Annotated in this window: 21 protein-coding genes; 20 read left to right on the top strand and 1 reads right to left on the bottom strand. The window is 37.4% G+C overall.

Annotated features, from left to right (window positions below; genetic code table 11):
- Positions 1-4 precede the first annotated feature (4 nt).
- From rplX to alaS, 19 genes are all read left to right on the top strand, one after another.
- The gene (gene rplX, locus M4Z11_RS03575; protein ID WP_249676339.1) at positions 5-319 is read left to right on the top strand and encodes a 50S ribosomal protein L24; all 315 of its coding nucleotides are present in this window, start codon (positions 5-7) and stop codon (positions 317-319) included.
- On the top strand, positions 312-869 hold the full coding sequence (gene rplE, locus M4Z11_RS03570) for a 50S ribosomal protein L5 (protein ID WP_249676336.1): 558 nt from the start codon (positions 312-314) through the stop codon (positions 867-869). The genes rplX and rplE overlap by 8 nt, the downstream gene beginning before the upstream one ends.
- 24 nt (positions 870-893) lie before the next feature.
- Positions 894-1,199, top strand: coding sequence for a 30S ribosomal protein S14 (rpsN, locus tag M4Z11_RS03565; RefSeq protein WP_249676334.1), 306 nt, complete (start codon positions 894-896; stop codon positions 1,197-1,199).
- A gap of 14 nt (positions 1,200-1,213) precedes the next feature.
- Positions 1,214-1,612: a 30S ribosomal protein S8 gene (rpsH, locus tag M4Z11_RS03560; protein WP_249676331.1), complete on the top strand. Its 399-nt coding sequence runs from the start codon at positions 1,214-1,216 to the stop codon at positions 1,610-1,612.
- Positions 1,613-1,650: 38 nt separating this feature from the next.
- Positions 1,651-2,184, top strand: a complete 534-nt coding sequence (gene rplF / locus M4Z11_RS03555) for a 50S ribosomal protein L6 (RefSeq protein WP_249676329.1) — start codon at positions 1,651-1,653, stop codon at positions 2,182-2,184.
- Positions 2,185-2,196: 12 nt separating this feature from the next.
- Positions 2,197-2,559, top strand: coding sequence for a 50S ribosomal protein L18 (rplR, locus tag M4Z11_RS03550; RefSeq protein ID WP_249676326.1), 363 nt, complete (start codon positions 2,197-2,199; stop codon positions 2,557-2,559).
- 115 nt (positions 2,560-2,674) lie between these two features.
- Positions 2,675-3,223: a 30S ribosomal protein S5 gene (gene rpsE, locus M4Z11_RS03545; protein ID WP_249676323.1), complete on the top strand. Its 549-nt coding sequence runs from the start codon at positions 2,675-2,677 to the stop codon at positions 3,221-3,223.
- A 30-nt stretch (positions 3,224-3,253) separates the two neighbouring features.
- The gene (gene rpmD, locus M4Z11_RS03540) at positions 3,254-3,460 is read left to right on the top strand and encodes a 50S ribosomal protein L30 (RefSeq protein WP_249676319.1); all 207 of its coding nucleotides are present in this window, start codon (positions 3,254-3,256) and stop codon (positions 3,458-3,460) included.
- Positions 3,461-3,480: 20 nt separating this feature from the next.
- Positions 3,481-3,948, top strand: coding sequence for a 50S ribosomal protein L15 (gene rplO / locus M4Z11_RS03535; protein WP_249676316.1), 468 nt, complete (start codon positions 3,481-3,483; stop codon positions 3,946-3,948).
- 128 nt (positions 3,949-4,076) lie between these two features.
- Positions 4,077-5,423, top strand: coding sequence for a preprotein translocase subunit SecY (secY, locus tag M4Z11_RS03530; protein ID WP_249676313.1), 1,347 nt, complete (start codon positions 4,077-4,079; stop codon positions 5,421-5,423).
- Entirely contained in the window at positions 5,420-5,998 is a 579-nt protein-coding gene (locus M4Z11_RS03525) for an adenylate kinase (RefSeq protein ID WP_249676311.1), read from the top strand. The genes secY and M4Z11_RS03525 overlap by 4 nt, the downstream gene beginning before the upstream one ends.
- A 183-nt stretch (positions 5,999-6,181) precedes the next feature.
- Positions 6,182-6,550, top strand: coding sequence for a 30S ribosomal protein S13 (rpsM, locus tag M4Z11_RS03520; protein ID WP_078680093.1), 369 nt, complete (start codon positions 6,182-6,184; stop codon positions 6,548-6,550).
- Positions 6,551-6,681: 131 nt separating this feature from the next.
- Positions 6,682-7,071 carry a 30S ribosomal protein S11 gene (gene rpsK, locus M4Z11_RS03515; protein WP_249676308.1) on the top strand — a complete coding sequence of 130 codons (390 nt, stop codon included), beginning with the start codon at positions 6,682-6,684 and terminating at the stop codon, positions 7,069-7,071.
- A 95-nt stretch (positions 7,072-7,166) separates the two neighbouring features.
- A complete protein-coding gene (locus M4Z11_RS03510) occupies positions 7,167-8,180 on the top strand; it encodes a DNA-directed RNA polymerase subunit alpha (RefSeq protein ID WP_249676306.1) in 1,014 nt (337 codons plus the stop codon).
- A 23-nt stretch (positions 8,181-8,203) separates the two neighbouring features.
- Positions 8,204-8,632 carry a 50S ribosomal protein L17 gene (gene rplQ / locus M4Z11_RS03505; protein ID WP_249676304.1) on the top strand — a complete coding sequence of 143 codons (429 nt, stop codon included), beginning with the start codon at positions 8,204-8,206 and terminating at the stop codon, positions 8,630-8,632.
- A gap of 297 nt (positions 8,633-8,929) precedes the next feature.
- On the top strand, positions 8,930-10,324 hold the full coding sequence (locus tag M4Z11_RS03500; RefSeq protein ID WP_249676302.1) for a DegQ family serine endoprotease: 1,395 nt from the start codon (positions 8,930-8,932) through the stop codon (positions 10,322-10,324).
- A gap of 9 nt (positions 10,325-10,333) precedes the next feature.
- A complete protein-coding gene (locus tag M4Z11_RS03495; protein WP_249676301.1) occupies positions 10,334-11,647 on the top strand; it encodes a replication-associated recombination protein A in 1,314 nt (437 codons plus the stop codon).
- A 242-nt stretch (positions 11,648-11,889) separates the two neighbouring features.
- The gene (gene recA, locus M4Z11_RS03490) at positions 11,890-12,933 is read left to right on the top strand and encodes a recombinase RecA (RefSeq protein WP_249676298.1); all 1,044 of its coding nucleotides are present in this window, start codon (positions 11,890-11,892) and stop codon (positions 12,931-12,933) included.
- Positions 12,934-13,137: 204 nt separating this feature from the next.
- The gene (alaS, locus tag M4Z11_RS03485) at positions 13,138-15,807 is read left to right on the top strand and encodes an alanine--tRNA ligase (RefSeq protein ID WP_249676296.1); all 2,670 of its coding nucleotides are present in this window, start codon (positions 13,138-13,140) and stop codon (positions 15,805-15,807) included.
- A 94-nt stretch (positions 15,808-15,901) separates the two neighbouring features.
- Here alaS and M4Z11_RS03480 read toward each other — a convergent pair whose 3' ends face one another.
- Positions 15,902-17,689, bottom strand: coding sequence for a glucan ABC transporter ATP-binding protein/ permease (locus M4Z11_RS03480; protein ID WP_249676291.1), 1,788 nt, complete (start codon positions 17,687-17,689; stop codon positions 15,902-15,904).
- A gap of 213 nt (positions 17,690-17,902) precedes the next feature.
- On the opposite strand from M4Z11_RS03480, the gene M4Z11_RS03475 reads away from it, so the two are divergent.
- A complete protein-coding gene (locus M4Z11_RS03475; protein WP_249676288.1) occupies positions 17,903-18,886 on the top strand; it encodes an RluA family pseudouridine synthase in 984 nt (327 codons plus the stop codon).
- Positions 18,887-19,093 lie beyond the last annotated feature (207 nt).

Genomic DNA, 19,093 nt, shown 5'->3' with positions numbered 1-19,093 from the left:
TGTTATGCAAAAGATTCGAAAAGGTGATAAAGTGATTGTCTTGTCCGGTAAGGATAAAGGTTGCAAAGGTGAGGTCATCAAGGTGAATCCGAAGGAAAATAATGCTCTTGTTTTTGGGCTTAATCTCGTTAAACGTCATCAACGTCAAACACAGAAACAAGAAGCTGGGATTATTTCTAAGGAAGCTCCTATTCATTTATCTAATTTGGCGCTTTCTGATCCTAGAGATGGTAAGCCTACTCGTGTAGGTTTCCGTTTGAATGCTAATGGTGATAAGGTTCGTTTTGCCAAGCGTTCGGGAGAATCAATTAATGGCTGAGAAAAAACAAAAGCCGCGTATGAAGACGCATTATTTTGAAGTGGTTCGTAAAATACTTCAAGAGAAGTTTAATTATAAAAATGAAATGCAAATTCCCCGTGTTGATAAGATTGTGATTAATATGGGGATTGGTGAGGCAACAGCTGATTCAAAAAAACCATCTATTGCAGCTGGAGATTTGGCATTGATAGCAGGTCAAAAAGCTGTTGTTACCTATGCACGCAATTCTATTGCAACCTTTAAAGTGCGTGAAGGAATGCCGCTTGGCGCTAAAGTAACACTACGTAAAGATCGTATGTTTGAGTTTTTGGATCGTCTTGTTACAATTGCGCTTCCACGGATTCGTGATTTTCGTGGTTTGAATCCAAAGAGTTTTGACAGTCGTGGTAATTTTGCTATGGGTATTAAAGAGCATATTGTATTTCCAGAAATTAACTATGATAAAGTTGATCAGATTTGGGGTATGGATATTATTGTTTGTACGACAGCAAAAACAGATGATGAAGCGCGTGAGTTGTTGCGTGCTTTTAATTTTCCGTTTCGTTCGTAACGGCAAATATAGTGAGGTGAAATTATGGCCAAAGTGAGTGCCGTTGAAAAAAATAGACGTCGTGAAAGGATGGTCAAGCGTTATGCTGCACGTCGTGCGCGTTTAAAAGCAATCGTGATGAATCAGGAAATTTTGCTTGAAGAGCGCTTTAAAGCTTCTATTCAGTTGGCGGGGTTGCCTCGTAATTCTGCGAAAGTTCGTATTCGTAACCGTTGTGAAGTTTCGGGTCGTCCGCGTGCTTATTATCGTAAATTGAAGATGTCACGGATTGCATTACGTAATCTTGGATCTTTGGGATATATTCCCGGACTTGTTAAGTCTAGCTGGTAAGAGGAGTTTATTAAATGTCTATGTCAGATCCTCTTGGTGATATGTTGACTCGTATCCGGAATGCACTTGGTCGTAAAAAGGGAAAGGTCATCACTCCTGCGTCTAAACTTCGTGCAGGGGTTCTCGATGTTCTAAAATTAGAAGGTTATATTCGCGGGTATAATCAGGTTGTTTCCGGTAACGGAAAATCTTCAATTGAAATTGAGCTAAAATATTTTGAAGGCTCAACTGTTATTCGTGAAATTTCGCGTGTTTCAAAGCCAGGTCGTCGTGTTTATGTTTCTGCTAAAGCTATTCCTCCAGTGGCGAATGGTCTTGGTATTTCAATTTTATCAACTCCTAATGGTGTGATGGCCGATCATGAGGCACGTAAACAAAATGTTGGTGGAGAACTTCTCTGTCGTGTTTTCTAATTAATTTTAAGAAAATAGAAGAAAAACAGGTTAGAACAATGTCTCGTATTGGAAAAAAACCCATTCCGGTTCCTTCTGGAATTACCGCTATCGTTGATGGTCAGTTGGTTAAGGCGAAAGGTCCGAAAGGTGAGCTGAGTTATGTCGTTAATGATGAAGTTTTAGTTAAGCTTGAGGGGAATGTTGTATTAGTAGAACCGCGTGATCAATCAAAGGGTGCTCGCTCTAAATGGGGTATGTCGCGTTCGATGATTGAGAATATTTTTTGTGGTGTAAAAGATGGTTTTGAAAAAAAACTTGAAATTAATGGTGTTGGTTATCGTGCTGCTTTGCAGGGTAAAGATATTCAGTTATCATTAGGCTTTTCTCATGATGTTATTTATAAAGTACCATCTGATGTTACCATAACAGTTCCTAAGCCAACAGAAATTATTGTTTTCGGAATTGATAAACAGAAAGTTGGACAAGTAGCGGCAGAAATTCGCGAATATCGTACGCCTGAGCCTTATAAGGGTAAAGGTGTTAAGTATGCAGATGAGCATATTGTTCGTAAAGAAGGTAAAAAGAAATAAGGATTTCATGACATGGTTTCTTCTAAGGGAATTGTCCAGCGTAGAGCCCAACGTGTTCGTCGTCAAATTAAATCGGTTCCTAATGGTCGTCTGCGGCTTAGTGTTTATCGCTCAAATCAGAATATTTATGCTCAAATTATTGATGATAAAAGTGGACATACTCTTGTTTCTGCATGTACTCTTGAAAAGAATTTGAAAAGCTCCTTAAAAAGTGGTGCTGATAAAGAAGCTGCTTTTGTCGTTGGTAAGTTAATTGCTGAGCGTGCGAAAAAAGTTGGTGTTAATGAGGTTGTTTTTGATCGTGGGCCATATGTTTATCATGGTAGAATAAAGGCTTTGGCTGAAGCTGCTCGTGAGGGTGGTTTAAACTTTTAAAGTATATTGCTTAGAAAGTTTAGTAAGGAGATCTTTAGGATATTTCGTGTGAGTTCCTTTGATTTCCTGCTAATACTTTGTTAGCGTGCTTCCGGAAAAGAAAAAGGAATGAGGAATGGCACAAAAAGAGCGTAATGATCGGGATGAGCGTAATAGTGAGTTTATTGATAGACTTGTTCATATTAATCGTGTTTCTAAAGTTGTGAAGGGTGGTCGGCGTTTTGGTTTTGCTGCTCTTGTTGTTGTTGGAGATCAAAAGGGGCGTGTTGGTTTTGGTCATGGTAAAGCGCGTGAAGTGCCTGAGGCGGTCCGTAAGGCTACAGAGTCTGCAAAACGTGAAATGATTTACGTACCGCTTCGATCTGGACGTACATTGCATCATGATATTGAAGGTCGTCATGGTGCGGGTTATGTTTTGTTGCGTGCGGCTTCTGCTGGTACTGGTATTATTGCTGGTGGGCCAATGCGTGCCATTTTTGAGACACTTGGTATGCAAGATATTGTTGCAAAATCATTAGGTTCGTCAAATCCCTATAATATGGTGCGTGCGACTTTTGATGCATTAAAGCACCAGGTACATCCTAAAAATATTGCGGCACAGCGAGGCATTAAGTATTCAGTGTTGCAGGCTCGCCGTCAAAATTTGATTGGTTTGGAAGAATAGTATTTAGGCTTGTTGAAAAGGGAATTAAAAATGATGCAAAAAAAAACTCAGATTAGCAAGACTATAACAATAGAGCAAATTAGAAGTCCGATTCGGAAGCCGCAGGTGCAATGTGCAACTTTAAAAGGGCTTGGATTAAATAAAATGCATCGCCGCCGTATTTTAGAAGATACCCCTTGTGTGCGGGGTATGATTACTAAAATTCAGCATCTTGTTCGAGTTATAGATGAAAATTAAAAGTTGCAGGAGTATATAAAATGAAGCTCAATGAATTACGTGATCGTGGAGGCGCAACAAAGAGCCGTAAACGTATTGGGCGTGGTATTGGTTCGGGTACTGGTAAAACTGGTGGTTGTGGTGTTAAAGGTCAGAAGTCACGTTCTGGTGTGTCTCTTAATGGTTTTGAAGGAGGGCAAATGCCTATCTATCGCCGTTTACCGAAGCGTGGATTTAAGAATTTTTTTTCTAAGGCTTACAATGAGGTTTCATTAGGTCGTATTCAGTTAGCAGTTGATGTAGGTAAATTGGATATTAAGAAGTCAGTTGATGTTGTTACATTAAAAGAGGCTGGTATCATTCGTCGGGTAAAAGATGGCGTGCGTCTTCTTTCCGATGGAGAGTTTAAAGCTAAGATTACATTTAACGTTTCTGGTGCTTCTGCAATGGCTCGTAAAAAGATTGAAAAGGTTGGTGGTCAGGTTAATTTGTGCAAAGCTACCCAGTGATTATTATGGCATAAATAATCCTGGGGAGTGTGCACCTCTCTTTTATTGATTATTCATTAAAGAATATTGAGTCTTAAAAAATATGCTTATTTAAGTTAAAGATTTGCCCTATAAACTGGAGAAAATTTATGGCATCGGCTGCAGAGCAATTTGTTTCCAATATGAATTTTGGCGCTTTTTCGCGTGCAACTGAATTAAAAAAACGTATTTGGTTTACTTTGGCTGCGCTTCTTGTATATCGTTTTGGTACTTATATTTCTTTACCTGGCATTAATATCGATGTTTTACGACAAACATTTGAACATCATGCATCTGGTGTATTAGGACTGTTTAATATGTTTGCTGGGGGTGCTGTTGGACGTATGGCAATTTTTGCGTTAGGTATAATGCCTTATATATCAGCATCAATTATTGTACAGTTGTTAACATCGATTGTTCCTTCATTAGAAGCGCTCAAAAAAGAGGGGGAATTAGGCCGTAAGATTATCAATCAATATACTCGTTATATGACAGTTATATTGGCAATTTTACAAGCTTTTGGTATTGCAGTTGCGCTTGAAACTGGTATAGGAACGGGTCTTCAAATAGTTATAGAACCAGGTATAATATTTCGTATTTCGGCGGTTATTTCATTAGTTGGTGGAACAATATTCTTAATGTGGCTTGGTGAACAGATTACGTCACGTGGCATTGGTAATGGAGTTTCCCTAATTATTTTTACAGGTATTGTAGCAAATTTCCCTTCTACTTTTGCTCAACTTTTAACTGCTCATAGTCAGGCTGATTTATCAACTTTTTTATTAATCGGAATTGTTGTTATTGCTGTTTTTATTATTGGAGTTATTGTTTTTGTAGAGCGTGCACAAAGGAGGATTATTATTCAGTATCCCAAGCGTCAAGTTGGAAACCAGATGTTTCAAGGTGATATGTCTCATTTTCCTTTGAAGTTAAATACTGCTGGCGTTATTCCTCCAATTTTTGCTTCATCTTTATTATTGTTACCTGCAACCATTAATAATTTTTCTGATAAAATGCCACAATGGGTCCAAACTATTTCTTTTTTTCTTGGTCATGGACAACCACTTTATATGATTGTTTACGCTGCTTTGATGGCATTTTTTTGCTTTTTCTATACAGCTATTGTATTTAGTTCGAGTGATACAGCAGAACAATTAAAAAGGCATTCTGGTTTTATTCCAGGGATTCGCCCTGGTGAGCGTACAGCTGAGTATATTGATTATGTTTTAACGCGTATTACTGTTGTTGGAGCCGTTTATATTATTCTGATTTGTTTACTTCCTGAGTTTATTATATCAACATTGCATGTTCCTTTTTATCTTGGTGGTACGTCTTTACTCATTGTTGTTACTGTTACACTTGATACAGTTGCTCAAATTCAGGGGAGTCTTATTGCACACCAATATAAAGGATTGATTAAAAAATCAAAACTTCGTGGAGGTAGAAGAAAACGATGAGAGTGATTCTTTTAGGTCCTCCTGGAGCTGGCAAAGGTACGCAAGCTAAAATACTTACAGATGAATATAATATTCCTCAGTTGTCTACGGGTGATATGCTGCGTGCGGTTATTATGAAAGAAACAGAAGTTGGTAAAATAGCTAAAGCGATAATGGAATCTGGTTCTTTGGTGTCTGATAATATTGTTAATCGAATTGTATCAGAGCGTATTAGTGAAAGTGATTGCGCAGATGGTTTTATATTGGATGGATATCCGCGGACCGTGGCACAAGCAGAGGCATTGCAGCAAATTTTAAAATCAAAGAATGAACAACTTGATGCGGTTATTGAGCTTATTGTTGATGAAGATGCGTTGATTGAGCGTATAGAAAAGCGTGTACAGGAAACAGTTGTTTCTGGTGAGCAGGTTCGTTCAGATGATAATCCTGGTGCTTTTGCGAAACGATTAGTGGAATATCGCGAAAAAACAGCTCCTGTATCAAAGTTCTATTCGGATATTGGATTGCTAAAAACAGTTGATGGAATGGCTGATGTTTCTGATGTATCGCGCGCAATTAAAGAGCTTTTTAAATGAAGGACTCTATCAAAAATAAATTGAAAAGAGTTGACTTTTATAATGAAATCTATCAGAAATTGCTTTGATTCATTTCGGTAGGAATAACGGGATTCGGAACATGTTTGAACCGAAGCCATTTTTTTCTATAAAATGCTTCAGGTATTTTATGGTAAACTGTTAACATATTCAAGGAGAGTAGGCGTGGCCCGTATTGCTGGCGTCAATATCCCGACAAATAAGCGTGTAGTTATTGCGCTTCAATATATCTATGGGATTGGACAAAAATTTGCTCAAGAAATTATCGAGAGAGTTGGTATTCCTCTAGAGCGTCGTGTACATGAGCTTTCGGATGCGGAGGTTTTACAGATTCGTGAGACAATAGACCAAAGTTATCAAGTTGAAGGAGATCTTCGTCGCGAAGTTGCGATGAGTGTGAAGCGTTTGATGGATCTTGGCTGTTATCGTGGTTTACGTCATCGTCGCTCTTTACCTGTTCGTGGGCAACGTACGCATACAAATGCACGCACACGTAAAGGTCCTGCTAAAGCAATTGCTGGTAAGAAGAAGTAAAAACTTTAATTGCTTTAATTGATTGTGAAGTTTTATTTTGGATATTTTGTTTTTGTTGAACTTTAAAACAAAAGCGAATAAGGTGGAGCTGCTGGTGTTACGGCAGTAGAGAGATCATTGAAAGGAAAGCTATGGCCAAGGAAGCCACGCGTGTTCGCCGTCGCGAGCGTAAGAATATTTCATCAGGTGTTGTACATATCAATTCAACATTTAATAATACGATGATTACTATTACTGATTCTCAGGGACATACAATTGCATGGTCATCTGCTGGAGCTCAAGGATTTAAGGGATCACGTAAATCTACGCCTTTTGCTGCACAGGTTGCAGCAGAGGATTGTGCTAAAAAAGCGCAAGAACATGGTATGCGTTCATTGGAAGTTGAAGTTTGTGGTCCTGGAGCAGGTCGTGAGTCTGCTTTACGTGCATTGCAATCTGTTGGCTTTTTAATTACTTCTATTCGTGATGTGACACCAATCCCTCATAATGGATGTCGTCCGCGTAAAAGACGGCGTGTTTAATTTGGGTATTGTTTTTCATTGTCGGAGATTTCTCCGATGTTCACACTGGCCGTTGCGATTGAATGGTAACGGAACTAAAGAACAGGAATAAAAATATGATCCAGAAAAACTGGCAGGAATTAATTAAACCCAGTAAAGTTGAGTTTCATACGCATAATGATCCGAATATTGTAAGTGTAGTTGCGGAGCCTCTTGAACGTGGTTTTGGTCTGACATTAGGAAATGCATTGCGTCGTGTGTTGTTGTCATCACTTCGCGGTGCTGCAGTTACTGCTGTACAAATTGATAGTATTTTACATGAATTCTCGTCAATTCCAGGTGTTCGTGAAGATGTTACAGATATTATTTTAAATATCAAAGAGATTGCTATACGTATGGAAGAGGAGGGACCTAAGCGGGTTATTCTGTGTAAAGAAGGGCCTGGTGTGGTTAAAGCTGGGGATATACAAACAATTGGAGATATGGCAATCCTTAATCCGGAGCATGTTATTTGCACATTGGATGAAGATGCAGAAGTTCGCATGGAACTTATTGTCAATACGGGGAAGGGTTATGTTCCATCGGAACGAAATTGTATTGATGATGCACCAATAGGTCTTATTCCTGTTGATAGCCTTTATTCACCAGTTCGTAAAGTGTCTTATAAAGTAGAGAATACACGTGAAGGACAGATTCTGGATTATGATAAATTGACATTAACAATTGAAACTAATGGTGCTGTTAACGGTGAAGATGCAATTGCTTTTGCAGCGCGTATTCTTCAGGATCAGTTATTGGTATTTGTTAATTTTGAAGAACCACAAAAAGAATTGATTGAAGAGCCGGATTCTGAGCTTGCTTTTAATCCAGCCTTGCTCAAAAAGGTAGATGAATTAGAACTTTCAGTGCGTTCAGCAAATTGTCTTAAAAATGATAATATTGTTTATATTGGTGATCTTATCCAGAAAACGGAAGCTGAAATGCTTCGGACACCAAATTTTGGGCGGAAGTCATTGAATGAAATTAAGGAAGTTCTCGCATGTATGGGGCTCCATCTTGGAATGGAAATTCCTGCGTGGCCTCCTGAAAACATTGATGATCTTGCTAAACGTTATGAAGATCAGTATTAAATTAAAATTGAAGGAGAAGGCTTATGCGCCACAGTAAATCAGGTCGCAAGCTGAACCGGACTGCTAGTCATCGTAAAGCAATGTTTGCAAATATGGCGGCTTCGCTTATTGAGCATGAGCAGATTGTGACGACGCTTCCAAAGGCTAAAGAAATTCGTCCTATTGTTGAAAAATTAATTACGCTTGGTAAGCGTGGAGATTTGCATGCACGTCGCCAAGCGATTTCAGCTCTTCGTGATGCGAAACATGTTGTAAAATTGTTTGATACGTTAGCAGCACGTTATGTATCACGTAAAGGTGGTTATTTGCGTATTATGAAGGCAGGTTTTCGTACTGGTGATAATGCTCCTATGGCTGTTATTGAGTTTGTGGATCGTGATATTGATGCAAAAGGTGCTGTCGATCATGCACGTATGGAGACAACGGCTGTTAAAGAAGAGCCTACTTCATAAAAAGAGCAATTTTTTATTAGATTTTTAAAAACCGTTTTTAAAAGGCGGTTTTTTTTTATTAAATTTTAAGAACGGTTTTTTATTAAAATTGTAAGGCTAATTTTTTCCAGTATATAAAAAGGAGAGGGGCGATTTCTATTTGTTGAGTTGTTTAATTTATATATTAGTTCGTTGTTTAGATAAGTTTTTTGCGCCTAAATCATCAGTTATTTAATGATGATTATAGATTTTTGAGGTAAGTAGGAGGGCTTCTTATCTTATTAAGAAATAAGCCTTTAGTTTATGAAGGAGCTAATAATGAAATATTCTATTTTAATGGGGCTTTTTTTTGTGATTATGGCACAAATAACGTTCCGTTATGCGAATGCTCAAATTCCACAAAAACAATCAGATATTGCTTTTTCATTTGCTCCTTTAGTTAAAAAGACTGTTCCATCTGTTGTGAATATTTATGCTGCACGGAAAGTTAGAGTGCGTTCGCTTTTTGAGGGAGATCCATTTTTTGAACAATTTTTGGGTCGTTATCAAGGTAAGCAGTCTTTGCGTACTCAGGCATCATTAGGATCTGGGGTGATTGTTGATACACGTGGTTTGATCGTTACTAGTTACCATGTCATTAAGGATGCTAGCGAAATTAAAGTTGCTTTTTCTGATGGCCGGGAATTTGAAAGTACAGTTATATTAAAGGATGAAACAACTGATATTGCAGTACTTGAAATTAATTCGAAAGGTTCTCAATTTCCTGTTCTCCCTTTGGGGGATTCTGATACAGTGGAAGTTGGAGATCTTGTTCTAGCAATTGGTAACCCTTTTGGTGTTGGTCAGACAGTTACAAGCGGTATTGTTTCAGCACAAGCGCGTACGCGTATAGGTATTTCTGATTTTGATTTTTTCATTCAAACAGATGCTGCTATTAATCCAGGTAATTCTGGTGGTGCTTTAATTGATATGAAAGGCCAATTAATAGGGATTAATACAGCTATTTATTCACGTTCAGGTGGTTCTGTCGGGATTGGTTTTGCTATTCCAGCTAATCTTATTAAAGTCGTTCTTGATACAGTTAAGCGTGGTGGAAAGTTTTTTGTGCCGCCTTATATTGGGGCATCTTTTCAAAATATTACACCTGATATTGCGGGTGGTTTAGGCTTAGAACATTCGTATGGTGCTCTCATTATTGAGATTACCAAAGGTAGTCCCGCTGAGAAAGCTGGTTTAAAAGTAGGTGATGTTATTTTGAGTGTGCAAGGAGTGCAAATTGAGAGTCCAGATAGTCTTGGATATCGTTTGATGACAACTAGGATTGGACAGAGCCTTGTTTTAGAATATTTACGGGATGGAAAAATTTTTAAAACAGAAATAACTGTATTATCAACACCAGAGTCTGCGTTTGTAAAATCTGAAAAAATTGTAGGAGAAAACCCTCTTTCTGGTGCTGAAGTATTAGATTTAACGCAGTATAATAGTCGACGATTTCATCTTCCTGTCACTGCGAAAGGTGTAATAATTACCAATGTTGACCAAATAAGTAACGCTGCAGGTATTTTTCGTCCTGGAGATATTTTGCATACTGTTAATGGCCATAAAATTCGAACTGTGAGTCAATTGAAAAAAGTGCTTACGCAAAAACACTCACATATTTGGGAACTAGAATATGAGCGCAATGGTGTACATATTCGTCAATTGATTCGCTGAGGATTTTATTTGAATAAAGATTTTTTTACTTTATCTTTTGATTCTTGTGTTAATCAAAGTCGTCCCCTTGCAGAAAGGATGCGTCCCCGCTTTCTTCACGAAGTGGTAGGGCAAAACCATTTAATTGGAGCGAAAGGTTTTCTTTCACGTATGGTTGCATCTGGCTCATTTAGTTCCATGATTTTTTGGGGACCGCCAGGCACAGGTAAAACGACGATAGCACGTTTATTGGCACTTGAAACAAATTTTGCTTTTGAACAAGTTTCTGCTATTTTTACTGGAATAGCAGAACTAAAGAAAATTTTTGAAGTAGCTCGAGCTCGTTTGATGTCTGGATGTCAGACATTATTATTTATTGATGAAATTCATCGCTTTAATCGCGCTCAACAGGATAGTTTTTTACCTTTTATGGAAGATGGAACTATAATTCTTGTAGGAGCAACAACTGAAAATCCTTCATTTGAACTTAATGCTGCTCTTCTTTCACGTGCGCGTATTTTAACTTTTCACACACATGATAAGGAAAGTTTGGACATACTTTTAAAGCGTGCTGAAAAAATGGAGGGAAGATCACTGCCTGTAGATGATCAAGCTAGAGAAATTTTGATAAGGATGTCTGACGGTGATGCAAGAGCAGCTTTAACATTAGCAGAAGAGATTTGGCGTGTTGCACAGTCAGAAGAAGTGTTTAATGCCAAAACTTTGCAAGCCATTATTCAGCGTCGAGCTCCGATTTACGATAAAGGACGAGATAGTCATTATAATCTTATTTCAGCATTGCATAAATCAGTTCGTGGTTCTGATCCTGATGCTGCACTTTATTATCTTGCACGTATGTTTGATGCAGGTGAAGATCCTTTATATATTGGGCGTAGGCTGGTTCGTATAGCTATTGAAGATATTGGTTTAGCAGATCCACAAGCTCTTGTAATTTGTAATGCAGCAAAAGATGCTTATAATTATCTAGGATCGCCTGAAGGGGAATTAGCTCTTGTGCAAGCATGTCTTTATGTTGCAACTGCACCAAAATCAAATGCAACTTATCTTGCTTATAAAGCGGCAATGTATAGTGCTCGCAAAAACGGTTCTTTATCTCCTCCTAAGCACATTCTTAATGCTCCCACAAAATTTATGAAAGAAGAGGGATATGGTTATGGTTATCGTTATGATCATGATGAACAAGATGCTTTTTCAGGGCAGGAATATTTTCCTGAAGAACTTGGGCGTCAGATTTATTACCAACCACAAAAACGTGGTTTTGAGCGCGAAATTACGAAGCGCCTTGAGTGGTGGAAGAAGCTACGACAAAAACGAGTTAATTAAAAATAAGATTTTAGAGAGAATAAGAGTGTACTTTTGATAGTTTTTTGTATTTAGTCATATTGTTAAAAGAAAACGTAGTTTCTTTTAAGTGGAGAGAATCTGGTACTATTGAATCAACTAAGTATAAAAAGAAATAGTCTGTGAACATTCAAATTAGAGGCTTTAATTAGATGAAGAGTACAGTATATAGTGCGAGTACATATTGTATATTAAATTTGTTATAACTCACTAAGGATATAATTGTGGATAAAACAAAAGCTCTAGAATCTGCTCTTTCACAGATTGAACGTTCGTTTGGTAAAGGCTCAATTATGCGTCTTGGGCAGAAAGAGCAGGTTGTTGAAATTGAGACAGTTTCAACTGGTTCGTTATCTTTGGATATTGCTTTGGGAATAGGCGGACTACCAAAAGGCCGCATTATTGAGATTTATGGACCAGAAAGTTCTGGGAAAACAACACTGGCTCTTCATTCTATTGCTGAAGCCCAGAAAAATGGTGGGATTTGTGCTTTCATTGATGCAGAGCACGCTCTTGATCCTATTTACGCACGTAAACTTGGTGTTGATTTAGAAAATCTCTTTATTTCTCAGCCAGATACTGGTGAACAGGCGTTGGAAATTACCGAAACACTTGTTCGTTCTGGTGCCGTTGATGTGCTTGTTGTGGATTCAGTGGCAGCTTTGACACCACGTGCAGAAATTGATGGTGAAATGGGAGATGCTTTACCTGGATTACAAGCTAGGTTAATGAGTCAGGCATTACGAAAATTGACAGCATCGATTTTTCGCTCTAACTGTATGGTTATTTTTATCAATCAAATTCGTATGAAAATTGGTGTAATGTTTGGCTCTCCTGAAACAACAACAGGTGGAAATGCTTTAAAGTTTTATGCCTCCGTTCGTTTGGATATTCGTCGCATTGGGGCTATTAAAGATCGTGACACAATTATTGGAAGTCAGACTCGTGTTAAAGTTGTAAAAAATAAGTTAGCACCTCCATTCAAGCAAGTTGAATTTGATATTATTTATGGTGAGGGCATTTCTAAATTGGGGGAATTGGTAGATTTAGGTGTTAAAGTTGGTCTTGTAGAAAAATCTGGTTCATGGTTCTCTTATAATTCTCAACGTTTAGGGCAGGGGCGTGAAAATGCAAAGCAGTTTTTACGTGAGCATACAGAAATAGCTTCTGAGATTGAAACAGCTTTACGACAAAATGCTGGTTTAATCGCAATTGAATTGCTAGAAAATTCTGGATTAGAAAGTACAGAGGGTGATGAATCAATCTGATACAATATTATTTTGAATAAGGTTTCTTTACTTAAAGTTTATTCTGTTTTTATTTGTTAGAATTTTGAAGTAGAAGATCGTTTACTTTTATTTTTTTGTGAGAATATTTCTGTCTTGATTAAAGCTCTAAAGGTAGCAAAGAATTGCTGTATTAGGTAGTCATTTGTTTTTTGCGATTTTTTACTTTATTCTACAGGAGTAAATATGAATAGTGTTAATAATATCCGGTCAACTTTTCTGGATTATTTTCGTCGTAATGGACATGAAATTCTTTCTTCGAGTCCGCTGGTTCCACGTAATGACCCTACATTGATGTTTACAAATGCAGGAATGGTTCAGTTTAAAAACGTTTTTACTGGATTTGAACAATGCCCTTATAAAAGGGCAACAACAGCACAAAAATGTGTCCGTGCGGGTGGAAAGCATAATGATCTTGATAATGTTGGTTATACAGCACGTCATCATACTTTTTTTGAAATGCTTGGGAACTTTTCTTTTGGTGATTATTTTAAAGAAGAAGCAATTTTTTTTGCGTGGAATCTTTTAACCAAAGAGTTTTGTCTCTCGAAAGATAAATTATTAGTTACAGTTTATCATACTGATGATATTGCAGCTGAATTATGGCGTAAAATTTCGGGACTTCCAAACGAAAAAATTATCCGTATTGCGACCAATGATAATTTTTGGTCGATGGGGGATACAGGTCCCTGTGGTCCTTGTTCAGAAATTTTTTATGATCATGGTGGTGAAATTTTTGGGGGGCCTCCGGGAAGTGCTGATGAGGATGGTGATCGCTTTATTGAAATTTGGAATCTTGTTTTTATGCAATATGAGCAAGTTAATAAAGAAGAGAGAATTGAATTACCTTGTCCTTCTATTGATACTGGTATGGGATTAGAACGCATTGCAGCTGTTTTGCAAGGTGTTCATGATAATTATGATATTGATCTTTTTTGTAAATTAATTCATGCTTCACAAGAGATAACAGGAGTAAAGGCAACAGGTGAGTTTATTGCTAGCCATCGTGTTATTGCTGATCATCTCCGTTCTTCTGCGTTTTTGATTTCTGATGGTGTCCTTCCTTCCAATGAAGGCCGGGGGTATGTTTTGCGTCGTATTATGCGTCGTGCTATGCGTCATGCTCATTTTCTTGGTGCTAAAGAGTTATTAATGGAGCAACTTTTGCCTGTTTTAATTCGCGAAATGGGGCAAGCTTATCCTGAGTTAGTGCGTGCTGAGTCCTTAATTTCAGAAATCTTAAAGTTGGAAGAAACGCGTTTTCATAAAACTCTTGAACGAGGACTTAGTTTATTAAATGAAGCAAGCACTGATCTTAAGGAAGGTGATCATTTTGATGGTGAAGTTGCCTTTAAACTTTATGATACATATGGCTTTCCACTTGATTTGACGCAAGATGCTCTTCGACGTCGTGGAATATCTGTTGATATTGAAGCTTTTGAAAAAGCAATGGAGCTTCAGAAAGCGGAAAATCGTGCCAATTGGTCTGGTTCTGGCGCATCAATAACAGAAACAATATGGTTTTCTATTCATGACCAGGTAGGAACTACAGAATTTTTAGGTTATGAAACAGAAAAAGCTGAAGGCGTTATTACGGCTCTTATTTGTGATGGTGAAATTGTTGATCATATTTCTTCAGGGCAAGATGCCATGCTTGTTGTCAATCAGACACCTTTTTATGCTGAGTCTGGTGGGCAGATAGGTGATAGTGGTGTTATTTCTGGTGAGTCTTTTGTTTTCGAAGTGCGTGATACCCAGAGAAGAGGTGATGGTGTTTTTATTCACATTGGAGAAGTAAAATCTGGTCAAGCAAAGATATCTGATTGTGTAGAACTTACCGTTGATTCTGAGCGTCGTAGCAAAATTCGTGCCAATCATTCTGCTACCCATTTATTGCATGAAGCTTTGCGTTGTATACTAGGACCTCATGTTGCACAGAAGGGATCTTTAGTATCTCCTAGTCGGTTGCGTTTTGATTTTTCTCATCCAAAGCCAATTTCATCAGAAGAGCTAAAAAGAGTAGAAGATTTGGCAAATGATATTGTATTGCAAAATAGTCAGGTCACAACCCGCTTGATGGCGCTGGATGATGCAATTTCTGAAGGGGCAATGGCATTGTTTGGTGAAAAATATGGCGATGAAGTGCGTGTTGTTTCTATGGGAGAGAGATGTGAGGCAATAGCATTAAAAAAGCATTGGTCAATTGAGCTTTGTGGGGGTATTCACGTACAGAGAACAGGTGATATTGGTTTAATTCATATTGTTGCTGAAAGTTCTGTAGCTTCTGGAGTTCGTCGTATTGAGGCTTTAACGGGTACAACTGCGCGCCTTTATCTGCGTCAGCAAGATAAGCGAATTTATGAAATTGCTAGTTTTTTAAAAGTTTCTCCTGCTAATTTGGAGGAACGTGTAAGGAATTTGTTTGATGATCGTCGTAAATTTGAAAAAGAGTTGAATAATACACGTAAGAATGTTGTTCTAAATGGTAAGGCATTACAGGGTAGAAAAGAGGAAATTACAACTGTTAATATTAATGGCATTTCTTTTATGGGGGGTGTTCTTAGAAACATTGCAATACGAGATCTTAAAACATTGGTGGATTCTGGAAAAAAGCAAATTAAATCTGGAGTGATTGCTTTTATTAGTGTTTCGGAAGATGGCAAGGGAAGCGCTGTTGTTGGGGTTACTGATGATTTAATAAATATATTAAATGCTGTTGATTTAGTACGCATTGTTTCGGTTGTTCTTGGTGGTAAAGGTGGTGGCGGACGCCCTGATATGGCACAGGCTGGTGGTTCCAAAGGAGATAAAGCTGAAGAAGCGATTACGGCGTTAAAGGCTTTTCTTAAAGGGTAATTTTTATTCTTGTTTTATGTTTCAGTTTTTAAGAAGACTTAAATTGGATATAGTTAAATTAAATTTTAATTTAAAGGCACAGAAAGAAACAATTTTATGATGCAATGGCTTTGTGTAATGGCACTATGTTTTCATCTTCTGTTTTTATTGTTTCTTGATCAATCATTAAACCGCTAGTTTGTAATAATTTATAAAAGCGACCGCCTTTGCTGATCAGTTCTTGAAAGCTACCTTTTTCAATTAAACGACCATGATCTAAAAATAATATAAGATCAGCATTGCGAACTGTTGAAAGACGGTGTGCTATAATAAAGGTAGTGCGGTTTTGACTTACACAATCAATAGCATCTTTAACACGAGTTTCTGTTTCAACATCAAGAGCACTTGTTGCTTCATCCAAAATAAGGATGGGTGCATTTTTTAAGATAGCACGTGCGATTGCTAATCGTTGTCTTTCTCCACCTGATAATTGTGAGCCTCGCTCACCAACTAATGTATCGTAACAATCATTTTTTCTTAAAATAAAGTCATGAGCAGCAGCTGTCTTTGCGGCTTTATAAAGTTCTTCATCTGTTGCGGTTGCTTTGCCTATTGAAATGTTATTGCGAATACTACGATTGAAAAGACCAGAATCTTGAAAGACTGTTGCTAAAGCTTTGCGCAAAGATTCACGATTAATTGTTCGTATATCTATTCCATCAATACTGATATGTCCAATTGTGGGATCGTATACGCGTTGTAACAAATTGATTAATGTTGTCTTTCCAGCACCTGTTGGCCCGACAATTGCAACGGTTTGTCCTGCTTTAACTTTAAATGAAATATCAAAAACACCTTGAGAAGAATTGAGAAACTTATAGGATACATGATGAAATTGAATTACACCTTTAACATTTTGAAGAGAAGGGAGATTTTCTGGTGTATTGATATGAACAGTAGAGTCTTCCATTTCAAAAAAATCTTTTAGCTTCGCCTGTGAAGATATAGCTAAATTGATGAAATTGCTAATTTGATCAAGACGATTAATCATTAATTGAGCAAATCCAACAAAAGCCACAACTTCTCCCACTCGCACTTGGCCTTTTGTTACAAAAAAGGCACCTAGAAGAAGGACACATACTATGGAAATTGTTGAAGCCATTCGATTTAATCCACTAGCGAGAGCCCACCAATTTAAAACAGGATTCTGAGCTTTAAGAAGATTATCTGCGTGTTGATGAAGTGCGCAGGTTTCTTCTATTATTCGATTATAACTTTGTACAATGGCAACATTGGAAATTGAATCACTGACATGTTTAAAAAGATCATGGTGGTAGCGTTCTACTGCCGCTTGTCCATCTTTTGTTTTTTGCATCACTAAGCGTGCAATTAATACATAGATAATAGCGAGGACAAGCAAGACTATTGAAAGACGCCAATTCATTTTAAAAGCTATTGGTACGAGAACAAATAATGCAACAAGAGTTGAGAGATGTTGACGCATAAAGTCAAGCCATATGGTTGACATAGAGTCTATTGCACGTAGTAATGTATGCAAAGCATTAGAAGTTCCACGTTGCTGATGCCAGATTAATGGCATAGCAATGATACGTTCGAAAGATTCTATTAAAACAGTTAAGCGACATCTATGTGCTAAGCGATCAGCACTACGCGCTACGAGTACATAAGAAATAATATTAAAAACTCCAAAGCCTACCCACATTATGAGGGTAGAAATAATGCCTGATTTATCTGCAATTGCATCAATAACCTGTCCAAATAAAATAGGTTCTATAATTGTAATTATAGCTAAAGTGACATTAGCTGAACAGATTAAAATGGATGCATTTTTTTCTTTGTTGAGATAAGAAAGAACACGAGCATAAATTTTAAATAAAGACACAGATGATTATCTCCAATTCTCACAATCAGGTTTTTGATTCTCTAATATTAGTGATTAGTCTTTGAACTAATAAAATTTATGCAGTAGGAGAATGCAATTTTGGATACGGATTGTAATGCAGCGTGATAGCATCAATTTATAAGATCGTTTTTTTGTGTTTATATACAGTAGGATGAGAATGTTAATAACAAATTTTATAGCAAGAGAATTGTTATGGTGGGTGTAAAAATAAAAAAGGTTGAGGCAGATGAAAGTGGAATGCGTTTAGATCGCTGGTTTAAGGTATATTATCCAGATGTTGGGTTTGGATATTTGCAAAAGCTTCTACGTTCTGGACAGATACGCGTTGATGGTGGACGTGTTAAAAATAATGTGCGTCTTGTTGTAGGTCAATCTATCCGTGTGCCCCCTTTACTTATAGATAAAGAGGATAGCGTTCCTGTAATCAATAAAATCATTTGTGGACAGGATGCTGAAGTAATCTTAAAAGATATGCTCCTTTATGAAGATTCAAAAATTTTTGTTTTTAATAAACCAGCAGGTTTAGCTGTACAGGGCGGTTCTGGTTTGACACGTCATGTTGATAGTATGCTTGAAGTATGGCGCAATAAAAAAGGGGAAAAACCACGATTGGTTCATCGCATTGATCGTGAGACATCGGGAGTTCTTGTTGTGGCACGGTCAAGAGGAGCGGCACAGGCTTTGACTGCTGCTTTTAGAGCACGAGAGACAAAGAAAACTTATTGGGCCTTGGTACGGGGAGTACCTAGAAAAAAACAAGATAAAATTTCGACATGGATGGTTAGAGAAATAACTGAACAAGGTGATAAAATGCGTGTTTGTGAACATAGACAACCAGATTCCAATCATGCAGTGTCTTATTATCGTGTTTTGGATACACGAGGAAAAGCTCTTTCTTGGCTTGAAATGGAGCCCTATACAGGTAGAACACATCAATTACGTGTCCATGCTGCTTATATGAATCATCCGATTATTGGCGATTCAAAATATTTTTTTTCTGATAGTAATTGGGAATTGCCAGGAGGAATGCAAAATCGGCTTCATCTTCATGCACGTCGTATTCGTATACCTCATCCTTCAGGAGGTATATTAGATATTACTGCACCTTTACCACCTCATATGCTGCAAAGTTTTAATCTTTTCGCTTTTAACGAAAGCGATGGCAGCACAGAATAATAGAAAAAACACTGTATTTTGTTTTTTTAGGTTAATAATTAATTGATTTATAATGATAATATATGCTCTTTGTTTCTAAAAAATCCTTAAATCTCAGAAGGAATATGAAGAAATCCCTTCACATAGTGTATAAAGTTATAATATCAAAATACCTCTTTATATGAGCAAATGAAGTGATTAAGAATTTAAATTTTCTACAAAATAGTG

The sequence above is a fragment of the Bartonella bilalgolemi genome (assembly GCF_023500045.1).
GTDB lineage: Bacteria > Pseudomonadota > Alphaproteobacteria > Rhizobiales > Rhizobiaceae > Bartonella > Bartonella bilalgolemii.
This window is presented reverse-complemented; position numbering and strand designations above follow the sequence as displayed.